The sequence below is a fragment of the Corynebacterium ulcerans genome, from assembly GCF_000767685.1.
Taxonomy (GTDB): Bacteria; Actinomycetota; Actinomycetes; order Mycobacteriales; family Mycobacteriaceae; genus Corynebacterium; species Corynebacterium ulcerans.
The window spans coordinates 2,026,730-2,043,119 of record NZ_CP009622.1 but is presented as its reverse complement, the minus strand read 5'-3'; the positions used below and the strand labels follow the sequence as shown (position 1 = coordinate 2,043,119).

Below are 16,390 nucleotides of genomic sequence, written 5' to 3'. Positions count from 1 at the left end.
GGAGAATTTATGCTTTTTGATCCAACTACATCCCCCTTGCTCACAGACGCATGCGCTCATGGTCCCGCGACGCTGTTTATCGACGGACAGTGGGTCCCGGCGCTCGATGGCGAGACCCGTGTGATTACCAATCCAGCCGACCGCAGCGTTGTGGGCACTGTCTCTGAGGCTTCCGAGGCAGATACAGAAAAGGCTATTAAAGCCGCGCGTCGAGCCTTTGATGCTGGGGAATGGGCGCCGGCAGTAGAGCGCGGCAAGATTCTGCTGAAAGTGGCAGAGGCTATTAGGGACAATAAAGATCAGCTTGCGCGCGCTGAGTCCGCGGACACCGGCAAGCGGCTTGTTGAGTCCGAGCTAGACATGGACGATATCGCAAACGCCTTTGAGTACTTTGGCACCCTGGCGCAGCATTCGGCGGGGCGAGTGGTTGATCCGGGAGACCCCAACGTGCGCTCGCGTATCGACGCCGAACCTATAGGGGTATGCGGTCTTATTACCCCGTGGAACTATCCGCTTCTTCAAGTGGCGTGGAAGGTTGCTCCTGCACTGGCAGCCGGTAACACTTTTGTATTAAAACAGGCCGAGCTCACTCCGCATACCGCCATGATGCTCATGACTATTTTGAGCCAGGCGGGTGTTCCTGCGGGCGTGGCCAACCTGATCACTGGTGCTGGTGCACGCTGCGGAAACCCCTTATCTATGAGTCCAGACGTGGATATGGTTTCCTTTACCGGCGGGCTTGAGACCGGGAAAATTATCGCGCGTAATGCCGCTGAGACGGTTAAACGAGTGGCATTGGAACTTGGCGGTAAGAATCCCAATGTGATCTTTGCCGACGCTGACTTTGATGCCGCAGTGGATAACGCTCTCAACGCGGCCTTTGTCCACTCGGGACAAGTGTGCTCCGCAGGCTCGCGGCTTGTTGTGGAAGAGTCGATCCACGACGCATTTGTTGCCGAGCTGGTCAAGCGCGCAGAAAAGATTCGTCTGGGTGGGCCGCTGGATGAGAATGCAGAGACTGGCCCGCTCATCTCTGCAGAACACCGTGACAAGGTGCACGCGTACGTCGAACATGCCAAGGAACAGGGAGCGCAAGTGCTTACCGGTGGGCTTCCAGAAGAGATGGGAGGGGAGTTTTATCTCCCCACCGTTATCGACGGCTGTACCCGCGAGATGGACTGCGTGCACGATGAGGCATTCGGTCCTACAGTGACCGTGGAGACCTTCCGGACGGAAGAGGAAGCTGTAGAAATAGCTAACGACACAACGTACGGCTTGGCTGGTGCCGTGTGGACCCGCGATGCTGGTAAGGCGGAGCGTATGGCTCGTGCAATGCGGCACGGAACTATCTGGATAAACGATTTCCACCCCTATCTGCCGCAAGCGGAGTGGGGTGGAATGAAACAATCAGGAAATGGTCGGGAGCTTGGTCCCACGGGCTTGGCCGAGTACCAAGAGCTCAAGCATGTGTATCAGAACATCGCGCCGGGTGTCACCGGCTGGTTTGCCGGTTAGACGGAGACTTTTTCTTCGGCGACGGTGCGCTTTGCGTTGAACTGGACGGCGTCGAGAAGCTTTTCTTGCTTTGCGACGATAGCCGGGACAACTACCTGGCCCGTCACGTTCACTGCGGTGCGGCCCATGTCGATGATCGGCTCGATGGCGAGCAGTAGGCCAACGCCTTCCAAGGGGAGGCCCAAGGTGGACAGCGTGAGCGTGAGCATCACGGTAGCGCCTGTGGTTCCGGCGGTGGCTGCAGAGCCGAGGACGGAAACGATAACGATCAAAACGTAATCGGTGAAGTTGAGCGGGACACCGTAGAACTGGGACACAAATATCGCAGCTACTGCCGGGTAGACCGCAGCGCAGCCGTCCATCTTGGTGGTTGCGCCTAACGGTACGGCGAAGGAAGCGTAGTGCTTGGGAACGCCGATTGCCTCAGCCGTCTGCTCGGTGACGGGCATAACGCCCATGGAGGAACGGGTGACAAAGCCCAGGGACGTTACCGGCCAGACGCGGCGGTAGAACTGGGTGACATTAAGGCCATGCAGCTTCAAAGTCACGGGGTAGATTACGAGCAAGACGATGGCTAGACCGACATAGACGGTAAGAACAAACTTGCCCAGGGCACCCATGGCGTCAAAGCCGTAGGTAGCCACAGCCTTGCCGATAAGAGCGGCGGTGCCGATGGGGGCGAGTCTAATAATCCACCACAGCACCTTCTGAATGATCTCCAGTAGTGAGCGGTTGAAGTTGATAAAAGGTTCGGCTTTCTCGCCGACTTTCACCGCCGCGATTCCTAGGGCGATGGCCACTACCAGCAGCTGAAGCACGTTGAAGCTGAGTCCGGTGGAGGCTACGCCATCGACGACCTTGGTATGCGCTTCTAGACCCACGAGATTGGTGGGGACGATTCCTTCAAGGAACGCCCACCACGAGCCAACGGATGACGGCGCTGCCGAGGTGTCCTGCAGCCCCGAGGTCTCGCCGGGCTTAAAGAGCAGGCCAACACCTATGCCCGCAAGTACTGAGAAGAATGCGGTAATGGCAAACCAGATAAGGGTTTTTACAGCTAGTCGTGCAGCATTAGTAACCTGGCGCAGGTTGGCAATGGAGGTAATAACGGCTGTCATAACCAGAGGCGGGATTAAGACCTTGAGGAGCGTGACATAATCGCTGCCCACGGTAGTAAGCGCGGTGGTAAGCCAGTTCCCGTCTGGCATTGAGTTGGCGATAAGACCGAGGATAACTCCGGCGATAAGGCCGTAAATCACCTGAGCTCCAAAGCTATTCCACTTCATGATTCCCCTTTGGGTTGTGTTTGTTTCGTCTGGCACAACGCTAGTACAGGAATGTCTATTCCCAAAAGACAGATTGGTCTATAAAACTAAAGGGAAAACCCCAGGAATTGACCTCTACGCTGCTGTGACGCGATTCTGTACAGATCAGTCTGGGGTTAGATCGGGGTTAATTTTTTGTGGCCTGCCGGGTTTGGGGATTTTTCCGACATTTTTAGGCAATCGCCCTGCTTTGCGGAGCTGGTCACGCAGCATCACCTCGATCTGGGCGTTGACGCTGCGCGCCTCGTCGTGCGCCCAGCGGGCGATAGCCTCGGCCACCGCCGGGTCAATGCGAAGGGGGATGCTTTTTCTGGGCATTTAGGTGTACAAGCTGCCTGTATTGATCATGGGTTGTGCGTTGTTGTCAGAACAGAGGACTACGAGCAGGTTGGAAACCATGGCTGCGCGACGCTCCGGATCGAGTTCCACAATATCGCGTGATTCTAGCTGAGCAAGTGCGCTTTCCACCATGGAGACGGCGCCTTCGACGATGGTCTCGCGGGCGTCGACAATCGCGTTTGCCTGCTGGCGTTGCAACATGGCCTGGGCGATCTCCGGCGCGTAGGACAGGTTGGATATCCGTGCTTCGACAATCTCTAGTCCGGCGACGGCGACCCGTGCGGCGACTTCGTCGGCAAGCTCTTTGGACACGAGCTCGGTGGAGCCAGACAGTGACGGGAGATTTGCAGTTCCGCCGTCGTAGGGGTGAGTGGTGGCTACGTGGCGCAACGCGGACTCGGCCTGGGAGTGAATGAACTCGTCCATGTCTTCCACGGCAAAAGTTGCCTTGGCAGTATCGGCCACCTGCCACACGATGATTGCGCCAATGTTTACTGGGTTGCCGTTGAGGTCGTTGACCTTGATCTCGTTGGTCTCAAAGTTGCGCACACGGACCGAAACTTTGACGGAATTGCTCAGTGGTGGGTTAAGGGAGAGGCCGGTTGTTCGGTTTGTGCCAAGGTAGCGGCCAAAGAATTGCACCACCAGGGTGTGGCCGGGGGAGATGACCTTGATCATTCCGGCGAGGATGGAGAAGAGGACGAAGAGCACGATGCCGCATACAAGTGGCAGTACGCCGGTGCCGCTGTCTTTATCCAATAGGTAGACGCCAAAGGCTGCGAGCGCGGCCGTGCCAGGAAGTCCAATGATCACCGCAAGGGCGGCGATGCCAGCGAGGCCGCTACCTCCAATCCACGGGGTCTTTTCTGTGACGTCAACTTGGGCGCCTTCATGACCCACGGGGCGATCAGTGACTGTTGGCATGGCACTTCCTTTCAGTGAGGGAAAAGTGATATCAGATTAAATAATGTGATATCACTTTGTCAAAGGGGAGGAGGGGTTGGTCAGGTTACTGCACGTGGACTACCCTTATACCCCGTGAGCGAGCAGAAAAATTCCCCAGACGTGCCAGAGCAGCTACGTATTCGTCGCGATAAGCGCCAGAAGCTTATCGACGCCGGCGTGGACGCCTACCCGGTGATTGTTGATAGGACCACCTCAATCACCGATCTGCGCAAGAAATACCAGGTCCTTGGGGAAGGCGAGACTGGCGAGGAAGAGGGGGTTACCTACCTCACCGCCGGCGATGAAACCCACGATGAGGTTGCTATTGCGGGTCGTGTCCTTTTTGTTCGTAATACCGGCAAGTTGTGCTTTGCGGCTTTGCAAGAGGGCAATGGCGAGCACATTCAGGCAATGCTCTCTCTGGCTGAAGTCGGTGCCGAGGCGCTGGCTGCGTGGAAGAGCGACGTAGACCTAGGCGACATCGTCTCCATCCGTGGACGCGTTATCGCCTCTAAGCGCGGCGAGCTGTCAGTGATGGCTAAGAGCTGGCAGATGGCGTCCAAGTCGCTGAGGCCACTGCCCGTCGCTTTTGCTGATATGAGCGAAGACACTCGTATCCGTCACCGCTACACCGATCTGATCATGCGAGAGCAGGCCCGTACCAACGCGCTGACTCGTATTAAGGTGATGCGTTCCCTGCGCAACTTTCTGGAATCGCGCGACTTCCTGGAGGTGGAGACCCCTATGCTCCAGACCCTGCACGGCGGTGCTGCAGCGCGTCCATTTGAGACTCACTCCAATGCCTTGGACATTGACCTTTACCTACGCATTGCCCCCGAGCTTTACCTCAAGCGTTGTGTAGTAGGCGGAATTGAGCGGGTCTTTGAAGTGAACCGCAATTTCCGCAACGAGGGCGTGGACTCCTCCCACAGCCCGGAGTTCTCCATGCTGGAGACCTACCAGGCGTATGGAACGTACGACGATGGCGCAAAGCTGCACCAAGACATGATCCAGTACATCGCTAAAGATGTATTCGGTTCCACCACCGTCACACTTGCAGATGGTACGGAGTATGACCTTGGTGGGGAGTGGCCCTCCATCGAGATGTATCCATCCCTTAACGAGGCGCTTGCGCGCAAGTTCCCAGGGCAGCCAGAAGTTACCATCCACTCCACCGTGGATGAGCTAAAGGCGATTGCCAAAGCCATTGGGGTAGAACCTGGTAAGGGCTGGGGCCACGGAAAGTTTGTGGAAGAGATCTGGGAGTTCCTGTGCGAGGACCAGCTAACCGGTCCGATCTTTGTGCGTGACTTCCCCGTGGAGACCTCCCCGCTTACCCGTGATCACCGCTCCAAAGAGGGAGTGACCGAAAAGTGGGACCTCTACGTTCGCGGCTTCGAGTTGGCTACCGGCTACTCCGAGCTTGTCGATCCGGTTATTCAGCGCGAGCGCTTTGAAGATCAGGCACGCCTGGCCGCCGGTGGTGACGACGAGGCCATGGTCTTGGATGAAGACTTCCTCGCTGCAATGGAGCAGGGGATGCCTCCGACGTCCGGTACCGGAATGGGTATCGACCGCCTCCTGATGGCACTCACTGGTTTGGGTATTCGCGAGACCGTTCTCTTCCCGATGGTGAAACCAGAACGCTAAAACACTTCATTTTGTCAAAGGCGCATCTGGTATGGGTGCGCCTTTTGTGTGAAAATCTTCATAACTGTGAAAATTGTAATAATTATATAGTCTTAAATACAGTTTAAGATGTGAATAAAAAAGTTATAGCGACCATTGTGGGCGCATGTCTCTCTACTGCGCTTGTGCAGGCACCTGCTACGGCGATGGTTAATGGAACAGAAGTGAGTGTTCCGGATGATCAAGCTCGAGCAGTAGTCCAAATTGATGCGTGTACAGGAACAATAATTGATCCGCATTGGGTGCTTACGGCAAAACATTGTGTCGAGGCGAGAGACATTGAGCGAACCGCTTACCACGGGCTCAACCGCCCTTTTGATAAAGACCCTCAGGCGAAGAAGTACAAGGTAACAGCTGCTTATTGGGCGCCGTACGGGGATGTAGCCCTCGCTTATGTTCCGGAGTATATGCACCTTGATAAATATCCTGAAATCGGCGAAACCGATGTGGATTTTGGCACACGTGGACGCGTTTTTGGTTGGGGATTTGGAACGGGAGATCGTCTTAAGAAGGCGGACGTTGCCGTAGCTAAGTACGTTCAGGATCCGTACTACGATTTGTCAATGTCTGTTCAGTATCTCGGTGAGGCCTATCCAGCTCGAGGAGATTCTGGTGGACCGTTGTTTGTGGATAACACTGTGGTGGGAGTGTTGTCGCGCAATGGGGCGCATGGACCGCTGCGGTATTTCGGTTCGGTTACGCGTGTCTCTGACTGGATTAAACAGAAGATTGCCACTACCTCAAACGAAAAGCTTCATCCGAACCTGGGGAATGACAGCGAGGGAGGCTTAGATGAGCAAGCCCTCTCCTCAGATAGGAAATGAGAGCAACTTCTTGGAATCGGCTTTTCCCCGTAGATCATTTTAATTAATGCTTAGCCGATGTTGGTCTGTAGGGGAATCGTCGGTTTTTAACTAAGCGTGACTTTAATTCCGGACGGAAGTCTTCATTGCTTCCGTCCGGTTTTATTTATGTTTGAAGGGGGTGGGCGGAATAGAAGTAACTTTTTCAATCGTTCAGCTCGCCGGTTTTGGCATCTGTGAGACTGTTTCTTACCTGATGATGGAGCCCTAGCCACCTAGAATTACAGTAGTCCAATTTTCGGAGGCCAGGTCAACTTATGAACCTTTCAAAAGTGATGTCACGTCGAGAAAAGTATTCATCAGAGTTGGTCGTAATGTCGCAGAAAACGTATTTGATTAGGGTGATTGGCGGCAGCGCCATTTTCTTCATCGTCTCGACAGCAATTATGGCTTTTTTCTTTTCTCTTGGTAGGGGACACATCGTGAATTTTCAAGATCTCCCGCCTTGGATCGCAGCAGCGTTAGTTTCGTGTGTTAGTACCTTTTCTGGCTTAAGAGAAATGTGCGGGAGTTACGGGTACGGAGAAATCTTTGGGGGCCAGATCATCCCGCTTCTTAAGCCTAATTTTGCTCCCTACTGGTTGGACTAGAAAATCAGACACCAGCCATTGGGGAGTGAAGAAGCGCATCGTCGATGATTTCGACTCTAGGGGGATTCACGATGGAGTTGGTCAGCGATTCGGTTTGTTCCGAGCCCTGACTGTCTCGTGTTAAAGCTGTCTATCTTTCAGAAGGTAGCTTATATAAATACGCATTTTATTGTTTTCTTAAAGAAGCTACAGTTGTCCCTCCTTATGGGTTGATGGCACTTTCCGTTCTGTTGTTTTATTTCTCGGAATGTAATGACCGAATTGTTCTGTCTGGTTTTGCTTGTGTGAATTTGGTGAAAGCTATGCCGAATTTTGAATATAAGTATTAATGTGCGCGGATTGTAAAGTGTGCCTGTACTGCGGTTATGTGTTTTTGATCTTCCGTTGTTTAAGTCGGATCGAATATTAATAGACTGTAAAATTAAATACGCTCGCGTACATATTGTTGATTTATATTCTACGTATAGAGTGTCTATTTTTCCGAATCTATCTTTTATCTATTTTTGTTTATTTGCTAAAAGTTTATGATTTAGGGGGGTATGAATAAAAGTGGAAATATGATGGATTATTCTGCGGGGGGGGGGTAATTTCTTCTGTATAAAAATATTGACGTTCATATTTGCATAACGCTTTTGCTAGCGTCTGAGAAAGATATTTTGTCCCTCATTTTTTAGGTTTGGAGAACTGCGAGTATGAATCGTCGTTTCATTTCCGCAATTGCGGGTCTTTCTATTGCTGCTAGCGTTGTTGCCGTCCCTCAGGCAATTGCGGTTGATGCAGTTGCTCCGGTAGTTCAGGCAACTAGCAACGATGCCAAGGTTAAAGAGCTAGAAGCTGAAATTGCCAAGTTGAAAGAGCAGGCTAAGAAAGATGCTGAAGATACTCTCAAGCTCTTGAAGGATATTAACGATCAGTACTCTGATGATGAGACTGAATCCAAGCAGAAGATTGCTGAATTGCAGAAGCAGATTGCTGATCTGAATGACAAAGCAGTTAAAAATGCTGAAGAGAATCGTCTTCTCTTGAAGGCTATTAATGATCAGTTTGGCGAGGAAGAGGCAAAGCTTCAAGCCGTAAAGGAAAAGGCAGCTAGGCTTCAGGCGGAACTTGATGCAGCACGAAAGTCGGACGTTGTTGAGGCTGAGAAAACACAACAGCTTGAAAAGGAGCTAGCTGAGGCAAAGGCTGAGGCTGCAGAGGAAGCTGCTCGTGTTGACCGTATGCAAGAGCGCATTGTTGAGTACATGGGTTATGAAAAAGACGCAGCTGATGCTCTTAAGAATGTAAAAGCAGAACTATCTGCGTTGCAGGCTAACCATGCGAAGGACTCTGAAGCTGCTAAGCAGCAGCTTGACGCAGCCAAGCAAGAAACTGAAGCTGCTAAGCAAGAAGCTGAAGCTGCAAAAGCTGAGTTGGAAGAAGTGAAGAAGGAGCTGGAAAAGGCTAAGCAGCAGGAAGAAGCTCCCAAGGAAGAAGTGGCAGAAAGCCAAGAAGTTACTACTGACGTCGCCGATGAGGAAAACGTTGTCGATGAAGGTAAGGGCGACGATAGTAAAAACGGCGACGCAGATGGTGATGTGGAAACAGATACCAAGGAGTCTTCCTGGGGTAAGTGGGTTGGTGTCGCGGCTGCCGTGGGTGCTGCACTCCTAGCATTGGGTGGCCTGGTTGCACACTTCCTGCCTAACATTAAGGATTTCCTGTCCAAGCTGAAGCTCGGTTAATTCTGGAATTCTAAAAGAATAATTCCCTCTCGAGAAACTGTTTAATGAACAGATTTTCTCGGGAGGGAGTTTTTGTATTGTTGTTCTTTTATTTTGATAAAATCTGCAGCATACAAACCTGAAGCTATGCCGCTTTAGTTTCCTGCTGGTCCAGCCAATTAATCATTGTTGTTCTAAGCTCTGGTGCCTCGGGTTCGTTAAATATTTCATGGAAAGCGCCGTCAACTGTGATGAGCTGTGTGCGGGCTAAGGCTGCTAAAGCTTCTGATCCGCGAATGTCTGCGAGTTTGTCTGCGGTTCCATGCGCGATAAAAAGTGGCACGTGTGCGGGCCAGGGGGAGTGAAGTACGTGTGCTCCTGCAAGTGTCATCGAGACGGCGGTTAGTAGTGGAACTGCCCCGCGATAATTAAGAGGGTCGGAATCATAGTCAGAGATAACGGCGGGATCGTGGGAGATATCCTCGCTAGAAAGCTTGACCGTGGGCAGGCTAGGAATAGCTGTGGCGAGTGCACGCAATGCTTTTGCCAAGGGTAAGGGAATGGCGGGGAATTGGCGCAGTGCCGGGGCGGATAGCATGACCGCAGAAACCCCAGAGGGATTCTTCTGCAGGGAGCCTGCTGTGATTACCCCACCCATGGAGTGGCCGAAAAGCGCGAGGCTACGAGTGCGTATGTTCTGGGTGACGGTTTCGCGGACGGTGAGGTGGTCGTCGATAAGCTGTGCAACGTTGACGCATGCTTGGGGGCGCGTCGGGTCGTAGGCTGTGCCGTGCTGCGGTAGGTCGTAGGAAGCGACGTCGTATCCTGCGTCGAGAAAAGTCTGTATGAGCGGTTGATATCTGCCGGAATGCTCCGCGTACCCGTGAGTGAGCAGGACAGTCATCCGGGGTGGGAGAGGTGTGTGCTGATAGTGGATGTTCATAGGTAAAAGTATGGCAGTTTGGTGCGCGGGGTGACGCATTCCATTCGCTTATGCAATCAAAATGCAAACGATTTTCTCCACGTTAAAGGGGGTAGCGGAGTGGCAACTTTCACAGGTGTTCTCTTATGGATATAACCAGTGACACGCTAGTGTGTGGTGCAGCGAACATTGCTAGATCACGTACTAGGGAGTCACCTTGAAAAAGATTATCCTCGACTGCGATCCAGGGCATGATGATGCCATTGCGATCCTGCTTGCTTGGGGAAGTCCCGATATTGACCTACTTGCGGTTACTACCGTGGCTGGAAATCAAACGCTCGAAAAGGTAACCACAAACGCTCGTGCTATGGCGCGAGTTGCGGGAATCACGGGGGTTCCTTTTGCTGCTGGTGCAGCTAGGCCATTGTTGGGCCCGCAGCTCATTCCTGAAGAAATCCACGGTGATTCGGGACTCGACGGGCCTCAGCTCCCAGCTCCCGGCGTGGAACTCGACCCGCGCCACGCTGTGAACCTGATCGCGGACGTTGTCAAAGAACACGAGCCAGGCAGTATCACTCTGGTTCCCACTGGAGCACTCACCAACATCGCCTTGTTTGCTCGCATGTATCCGGAGCTGGTTGAGCGGGTAGCTGGCGTAACCCTCATGGGTGGTGGACACCACACCGGAAACATGAATCCGGCAGCTGAATTCAACATTCTTGCGGATCCAGAAGCAGCACGGATTGTTTTTGAAGCCGGTTGGAAAGTAACCATGGTGGGCCTGGATGTTACGCATAAAGTACTAGCAGTGCCCGAGCGGTTGCAACAGCTTATCGACGTCAATACCGACGTCTCTGCCTTTGTTGCAGAACTGATCGACTTCTTTGGTGCTTCCTACAAACGTGAGCGTCGCTACCCTGGCCCACCGATGCACGACCCTCTTGCCGTTGCCGCGGTGGCCAATCCCTCAGTTATCCGTACTGTTGCAGCCCCAATCCATGTGGAAACCCAAGGCGACTACGCCCGTGGACAAACCATTGTGGACCTGCGTAGAACATGGACAAACTCAGACCCATCCACGCTGGCCCAGTGTGATGATTTTGAGGAAACCCCACAGCATCACGTTGCAGTCGACGCTGACTGCGATCTGTTCTGGACAATGCTGACGCAGGCACTTGCCAACATCGGAAACACGAATTTTGCGGATTAAGCGGACTAATCCGTTCCTTATTACACAGGTAACTTTATGACTCTTCATGACCCAGTAGACACCCGCAAGGGTGGCATCGCCCTTCTTATGACGGTTCTGCTTACCGCAGCAATCGCCTTCCAACTCAATGCCTCAATGCTTTCCCCAGTGCTTGCCACCATGGCAAGGGAACTAGGGACTGACGAGGCAACCGTTGGCCTCACTCAAACGGCCTTCTTTACCGGCGGGGCTATGTGCGGTCTCTTCCTCCCTAGGCTGTCGGATATCGTGGGGCGCCGCAAAATTCTTGTGATCATGCTTGCCGTTATGTCTCTCGGCGGCTTTATGGCGGCCTTCGCCCCCAATATCACGGTGCTGGCTATTGCTCGTGCGTTGCAAGGTATTTCCGGTCCCACCATCCCGATGACCTTGATTATTCTGCGCAGCCAAGTACGTGACCAGGTGCGTCTAGGAACGCTCATGGGCATCATTGCGGCAGTCAACGGCGGTATTGCAGGTATCGACGTTATCGCCTCGGGCTGGATGGCAGAGCACCTCGGCTTCCGTTCAGTCTTCTGGCTTATTGCCATTGTCGGCGCTATTGCTACCTTTGTTGTTGCGCTTTGGGCACCAGAATCTAAGCCATCTGACAACGTGAAGATGGACTGGGTGGGGGCAGCAATCCTGGTGATTTCTGTCTTCAGCATCACTATGGCTGCCAACGAGGCGGGCAAAGCTGCGGCCGCAAACTGGGCACTTGTTGCCGGTCTTATCGTTTTCGGACTTGCTGTGTTTGCAGGATTCTGGAAATGGGAAAACAAGCACGACCAGCCCATGGTTGCGCCCAAATATCTGGCGCGTCGGCAAACCTGGGGCTTGCTGCTGACCACTGTGCTCACCATGACGGGTGTGTTTGCTGCAGTGAATGGCGTAGCTATTTCGCTCGCACAGAATCCTGATGCAGGTTTCGGCCTTCCGGCTGATCTCGCCAGCCTGATGCTGCTTACCCCTTACGCTCTCATCGGCTGGCTTGTAGGGCCGTTCGCTGGGCGTTGGGCGCCGCGCATCGGCTACAGCAGATTGCTTCGGATCGGTAATGCGTCTTCCGCAGCACTTCTTCTTGTCCTGGCTCTGGCAGGAAGCACGTCCAAAGTAGTGCTTATTGCCTCGGTAGTCCTCCTAGGCATTACATACGCCGGAATCGGCAATATCGTGCTGAACAACTTAGGTGTGGTGAACTCACCTGCAGACAATGAGGGATTCCTCCCCGGCATGAACTCTGCTGCCTTTAACCTCGGTGCCGGAATCTCCTTCGCGGTACTGCCGGTCTTCATGGTCGCGGGATCACCGGCAGGATCGGACTCAACAGCCGGATACACCACGGCGTTTATCGTCGGAGCTATAATTCTTGGCTTGTCCGTGGCCACGAGCTTCTTTATCCCGAAGCACGTCGAGGTCTAAAAACTCGAGGTCTAACAACATTATGTGCCCCAGCATCATGCGATGCTGGGGCACACTTTTATGCGGTGATAGAAGGGGGAAAACACTAGAGTGAGGACGCTGCAATTGTGGCGGCAGTTTTAGAGTTGCGCTTTAACCACAGAATCAAACGCTCAATGAGGCCCAGGACTATGGCGAGAATAAAGAATCCGAGATAAACGCCGGCCATGTTGCGCAGCGCGATGGGAAGCCCCAGATCTGTGGCATTGATAAAGAAATATGGGTACCAGCCGGTGGTTGCGCCGCGATAGAAGGTCAGTACTGACCAAATCACCGGAATTCCCAGTGCGCCGATGATGGAGCTGAGCCGGAATGTTGGGCGGCCACGGATAGTCAATAGCCAGTAGAGGGGGACTGCTATGGGCATAAAGGTGTGTTGAATGGGACTGCTAATTGTCCAGAGTCCGTGGAGCTCGCCACCAAGAAGCGTGTTGTACACGACTCCGGTGACCACCAGCATGGCTACTGCGTCGACAGTGAACCAGCGGGGAGTACGACCTGCGCGCAAGAGATAAATGGTGCCTACAATGTTTGACCACATTGTGAAGAAAGAGAACTCAGCGAGCAGAGTTTTGGCTGGAGTATCAAAAGCAGGCCAGCTGGTAAAAGGCTCTGTTGCGGTCTGATAAGCCGCAAGGATGATGCCGATAAGGCCAACAAGACCGAGAAGACGTCCAAGTGTATTCACTGGCGAAACTATACGCGTTGTAAGAGCTAATTCAAGTGAACACGTTGGGCAAGGCGTTAAATGACGTTGCGGTGTTTGTTCGCTACCGGCGTACACCTATAAAAGGCCAGCTTATGTAGGTTATTACAAGGGAACGGCGAGTTGTTTTGCTTGATAGTGCAAGGAAATGTCAAAGCACAGCGTTACAGTGGGTGACATTAGCGGGGCAAACTAGTGAAAAAGAGGTGCAACCATGTTCGAGCGGTTTACCGATCGTGCACGTCGCGTGATCGTCCTGGCACAGGAAGAAGCGCGCGGCCTTAACCACAATTACATCGGCACCGAGCATATCCTGCTCGGACTTATCCATGAGGGTGAGGGTGTTGCTGCAAAGGCCCTCGAATCTATGGGCATCTCCCTGGAAGCGGTTCGCCAAGAAGTCGAAGAAATTATCGGACACGGCTCCGAGCCCCCAGTCGGGCATATTCCTTTTACTCCGCGCGCCAAGAAAGTGCTTGAGCTTTCTCTCCGCGAGGGGCTGCAGATGGGACACAAGTACATCGGTACTGAGTTCCTGCTTTTGGGCTTGATCCGTGAAGGCGAAGGCGTTGCCGCTCAGGTGCTGGTCAAGCTTGGGGCAGATCTGCCTCGCGTGCGCCAGCAGGTTATCCAGTTGCTTTCGGGTTATGAAGGCGGGGAGAGCCCGGAAAATAACGAATCTGGCGGCGAGGCCGTGGGCGCGGGCACAGGTGCAGCGCGCGCAGGTCGCGGCAGCGGCGCTGGTGATCGCTCAAACTCCTTGGTGCTGGATCAATTCGGTCGAAACCTGACCCAGGCTGCTAAGGATGGCAAGCTGGACCCAGTTGTGGGACGTGAGAAAGAAATCGAGCGCATTATGCAGGTTCTTTCCCGTCGCACCAAGAACAACCCTGTCTTGATCGGCGAGCCCGGCGTAGGCAAGACTGCCGTGGTTGAAGGCCTGGCTCTAGATATTGTCAATGGCAAGGTGCCCGAGACCCTGAAAGATAAGCAGCTGTACTCTCTAGACCTGGGTTCCTTGGTTGCAGGATCGCGTTATCGTGGCGACTTTGAGGAACGTCTAAAGAAGGTTCTCAAAGAGATTAACCAGCGCGGCGACATCATCTTGTTCATCGACGAGATCCATACCCTGGTAGGTGCCGGCGCAGCTGAAGGCGCTATCGATGCTGCCAGCCTGCTGAAGCCAAAGCTTGCCCGCGGTGAGCTGCAGACCATCGGCGCAACAACTCTCGACGAGTACCGTAAGCACATTGAAAAGGACGCCGCTCTTGAGCGCCGCTTCCAGCCAGTCAACGTGCCGGAACCAAGCGTGGAGATGACCATTGAGATTCTCAAGGGCCTGCGTGACCGCTACGAGGCACACCACCGCGTCTCCATCACGGACGGCGCGCTAGCAGCCGCAGCACAGTTGTCGGATCGCTACATCAACGACCGATTCTTGCCTGATAAAGCAGTCGACCTTATCGATGAAGCCGGAGCTCGCATGCGTATTCAGCGCATGACCGCCCCCGAGTCGATCCGCAAGGTTGATGACCGCATCGCAGAGGTGCGCCGGGAAAAGGAAGCCGCAATTGATGCGCAGGACTTTGAGAAGGCCGCTGGCTTGCGCGATACCGAGCGGAAGCTGAACGAGGAACGCGCAGAGAAAGAAAAGCAATGGCGTTCTGGCGATTTGGAAGAGATCGCTGAGGTCGGCGAGGAGCAGATCGCGGAAGTCCTGGGCAACTGGACAGGCATCCCAGTATTCAAGCTGACAGAAGAGGAATCTTCTCGTCTGCTGCGCATGGAAGATGAGCTGCACAAACGCATCATCGGCCAAGAGGATGCAGTCAAGGCTGTATCCCGTGCGATTCGCCGTACCCGCGCCGGTCTAAAAGATCCACGTCGTCCTTCCGGTTCCTTCATCTTCGCTGGACCATCCGGCGTGGGTAAGACCGAGCTTTCCAAGGCATTGGCTAACTTCCTCTTCGGCGATGATGACGCGCTGATCCAGATCGATATGGGCGAGTTCCATGATCGTTTCACCGCTTCACGCCTGTTCGGTGCTCCTCCCGGATACGTTGGTTATGAGGAAGGCGGCCAGCTCACGGAGAAGGTACGCCGCAAGCCTTTCAGCGTTGTGCTTTTCGACGAAATCGAGAAAGCACACAAAGAGATCTACAACACGCTGCTGCAGGTGTTGGAAGACGGACGGCTTACTGACGGCCAAGGCCGCGTGGTGGACTTTAAGAACACCGTTCTGATCTTCACATCAAACCTCGGCACGCAGGACATCTCCAAGGCTGTGGGCATGGGCTTTAGCTCTGTTGGCGAGCATGACGCGGATGGCCAGTACACCCGGATGAAGCAGAAGGTTAACGACGAGCTGAAGAAGCACTTCCGCCCTGAATTCCTTAACCGCATCGACGAGGTCGTGGTCTTCCACCAGCTCACACAGGACCAGATCGTTCAGATGGTAGACCTGCTGGTTGGTCGTGTCTCAAAGGCTCTGGCTCAGAAAGACATGGGTATCGAGCTCACCGAGAAGGCAAAGAGCCTCTTGGCGCGCAGGGGATTCGATCCTGTGTTGGGTGCACGCCCATTGCGTCGTACGATTCAGCGTGAGATCGAGGACGCACTCTCCGAGAAGATTCTCTTTGGTGAGGTCGGCGCTGGCGAGATCGTCACGGTGGACGTTGAGGGCTGGGATGGCGAGTCCAAGGAGACCGACAAAGCCACATTCACCTTCGCGCCACGTCCAAAGCCACTGCCAGATTTTGCCACGGAATCTCCTGAGGTCGTTGAGGCACAGCAAGCTGTGGTCGATGCAGCGGATAATCCTGAGATGGTTCCCGAAGCTGATTTTGACGTAGAAGAAGCTAAGGAACAGTAATCATGGGTATCACTTACCGCAAGCGCAAAAAGATCGGTAAAAATAGCTGGCTGAATCTCTCAGGCTCGGGAGCATCAGCGAGTACCAAGATCGGTCCAGTAACGCTGAATAGTCGTGGTGGCGTGTACGTGAAGCTACCAGGCGGGCTTAGCTTCAGAGGTCGCTGGAAGTAGAAAATGTAGCGTCAGCCTTGTCAGGCTGGCGCTACTATCGTTATGTGGATAATCACGAT

General features: G+C 53.7%; 13 protein-coding genes. 8 read left to right on the top strand and 5 right to left on the bottom strand.

All coding sequences use genetic code 11. The features are described from left to right. The first annotated feature begins 9 nt into the window (after positions 1-9). Positions 10-1,515 carry an aldehyde dehydrogenase family protein gene (locus tag CULFRC11_RS09240; RefSeq protein ID WP_038620799.1) on the top strand — a complete coding sequence of 502 codons (1,506 nt, stop codon included), beginning with the start codon at positions 10-12 and terminating at the stop codon, positions 1,513-1,515. Here the strand turns inward: CULFRC11_RS09240 and CULFRC11_RS09235 are convergent. The 3 genes from CULFRC11_RS09235 to CULFRC11_RS09225 all read right to left on the bottom strand — a co-directional run bounded on the left by CULFRC11_RS09235 (position 1,512) and on the right by CULFRC11_RS09225 (position 4,103). Beyond that, positions 1,512-2,801, bottom strand: a complete 1,290-nt coding sequence (locus CULFRC11_RS09235) for a dicarboxylate/amino acid:cation symporter (RefSeq protein ID WP_023636318.1) — start codon at positions 2,799-2,801, stop codon at positions 1,512-1,514. The genes CULFRC11_RS09240 and CULFRC11_RS09235 overlap by 4 nt on opposite strands. 144 nt (positions 2,802-2,945) lie before the next feature. Further along, complete coding sequence (locus CULFRC11_RS09230) at positions 2,946-3,158, bottom strand: type II toxin-antitoxin system antitoxin (protein WP_023636317.1); 213 nt, start codon at positions 3,156-3,158, stop codon at positions 2,946-2,948. Further along, positions 3,159-4,103 (bottom strand): SPFH domain-containing protein, encoded by a 945-nt coding sequence (locus tag CULFRC11_RS09225; protein WP_038620792.1) that lies wholly within the window; start codon positions 4,101-4,103, stop codon positions 3,159-3,161. It lies immediately after the preceding gene. A 114-nt stretch (positions 4,104-4,217) separates the two neighbouring features. On the opposite strand from CULFRC11_RS09225, the gene lysS reads away from it, so the two are divergent. From lysS to CULFRC11_RS09205, 3 genes are all read left to right on the top strand, one after another. Beyond that, positions 4,218-5,774, top strand: coding sequence for a lysine--tRNA ligase (gene lysS / locus CULFRC11_RS09220; protein ID WP_038620790.1), 1,557 nt, complete (start codon positions 4,218-4,220; stop codon positions 5,772-5,774). A gap of 110 nt (positions 5,775-5,884) precedes the next feature. After that, positions 5,885-6,637, top strand: coding sequence for a S1 family peptidase (locus CULFRC11_RS09215; RefSeq protein WP_031270615.1), 753 nt, complete (start codon positions 5,885-5,887; stop codon positions 6,635-6,637). Between the two features lie 1,321 nt (positions 6,638-7,958). Next, complete coding sequence (locus CULFRC11_RS09205) at positions 7,959-8,990, top strand: coiled-coil domain-containing protein (RefSeq protein WP_023636314.1); 1,032 nt, start codon at positions 7,959-7,961, stop codon at positions 8,988-8,990. A 124-nt stretch (positions 8,991-9,114) separates the two neighbouring features. Here the strand turns inward: CULFRC11_RS09205 and CULFRC11_RS09200 are convergent, their stop codons facing one another. After that, positions 9,115-9,912, bottom strand: a complete 798-nt coding sequence (locus CULFRC11_RS09200) for an alpha/beta fold hydrolase (RefSeq protein WP_031270613.1) — start codon at positions 9,910-9,912, stop codon at positions 9,115-9,117. A gap of 196 nt (positions 9,913-10,108) precedes the next feature. Between CULFRC11_RS09200 and CULFRC11_RS09195 the strand changes: the two genes are divergently transcribed. Together CULFRC11_RS09195 and CULFRC11_RS09190 are read left to right on the top strand one after the other, a co-directional pair. Then, the gene (locus tag CULFRC11_RS09195) at positions 10,109-11,101 is read left to right on the top strand and encodes a nucleoside hydrolase (RefSeq protein ID WP_023636312.1); all 993 of its coding nucleotides are present in this window, start codon (positions 10,109-10,111) and stop codon (positions 11,099-11,101) included. A gap of 36 nt (positions 11,102-11,137) precedes the next feature. Next, the gene (locus CULFRC11_RS09190; RefSeq protein ID WP_023636311.1) at positions 11,138-12,541 is read left to right on the top strand and encodes an MFS transporter; all 1,404 of its coding nucleotides are present in this window, start codon (positions 11,138-11,140) and stop codon (positions 12,539-12,541) included. An 85-nt stretch (positions 12,542-12,626) separates the two neighbouring features. Here CULFRC11_RS09190 and CULFRC11_RS09185 read toward each other — a convergent pair whose 3' ends face one another. Further along, positions 12,627-13,268, bottom strand: a complete 642-nt coding sequence (locus tag CULFRC11_RS09185) for a Pr6Pr family membrane protein (RefSeq protein WP_115236930.1) — start codon at positions 13,266-13,268, stop codon at positions 12,627-12,629. 232 nt (positions 13,269-13,500) lie between these two features. On the opposite strand from CULFRC11_RS09185, the gene CULFRC11_RS09180 reads away from it, so the two are divergent. Then, complete coding sequence (locus CULFRC11_RS09180) at positions 13,501-16,158, top strand: ATP-dependent Clp protease ATP-binding subunit (RefSeq protein WP_023636309.1); 2,658 nt, start codon at positions 13,501-13,503, stop codon at positions 16,156-16,158. Between the two features lie 2 nt (positions 16,159-16,160). Beyond that, a complete protein-coding gene (locus CULFRC11_RS11120; protein WP_013242624.1) occupies positions 16,161-16,331 on the top strand; it encodes a DUF4236 domain-containing protein in 171 nt (56 codons plus the stop codon). Positions 16,332-16,390 lie beyond the last annotated feature (59 nt).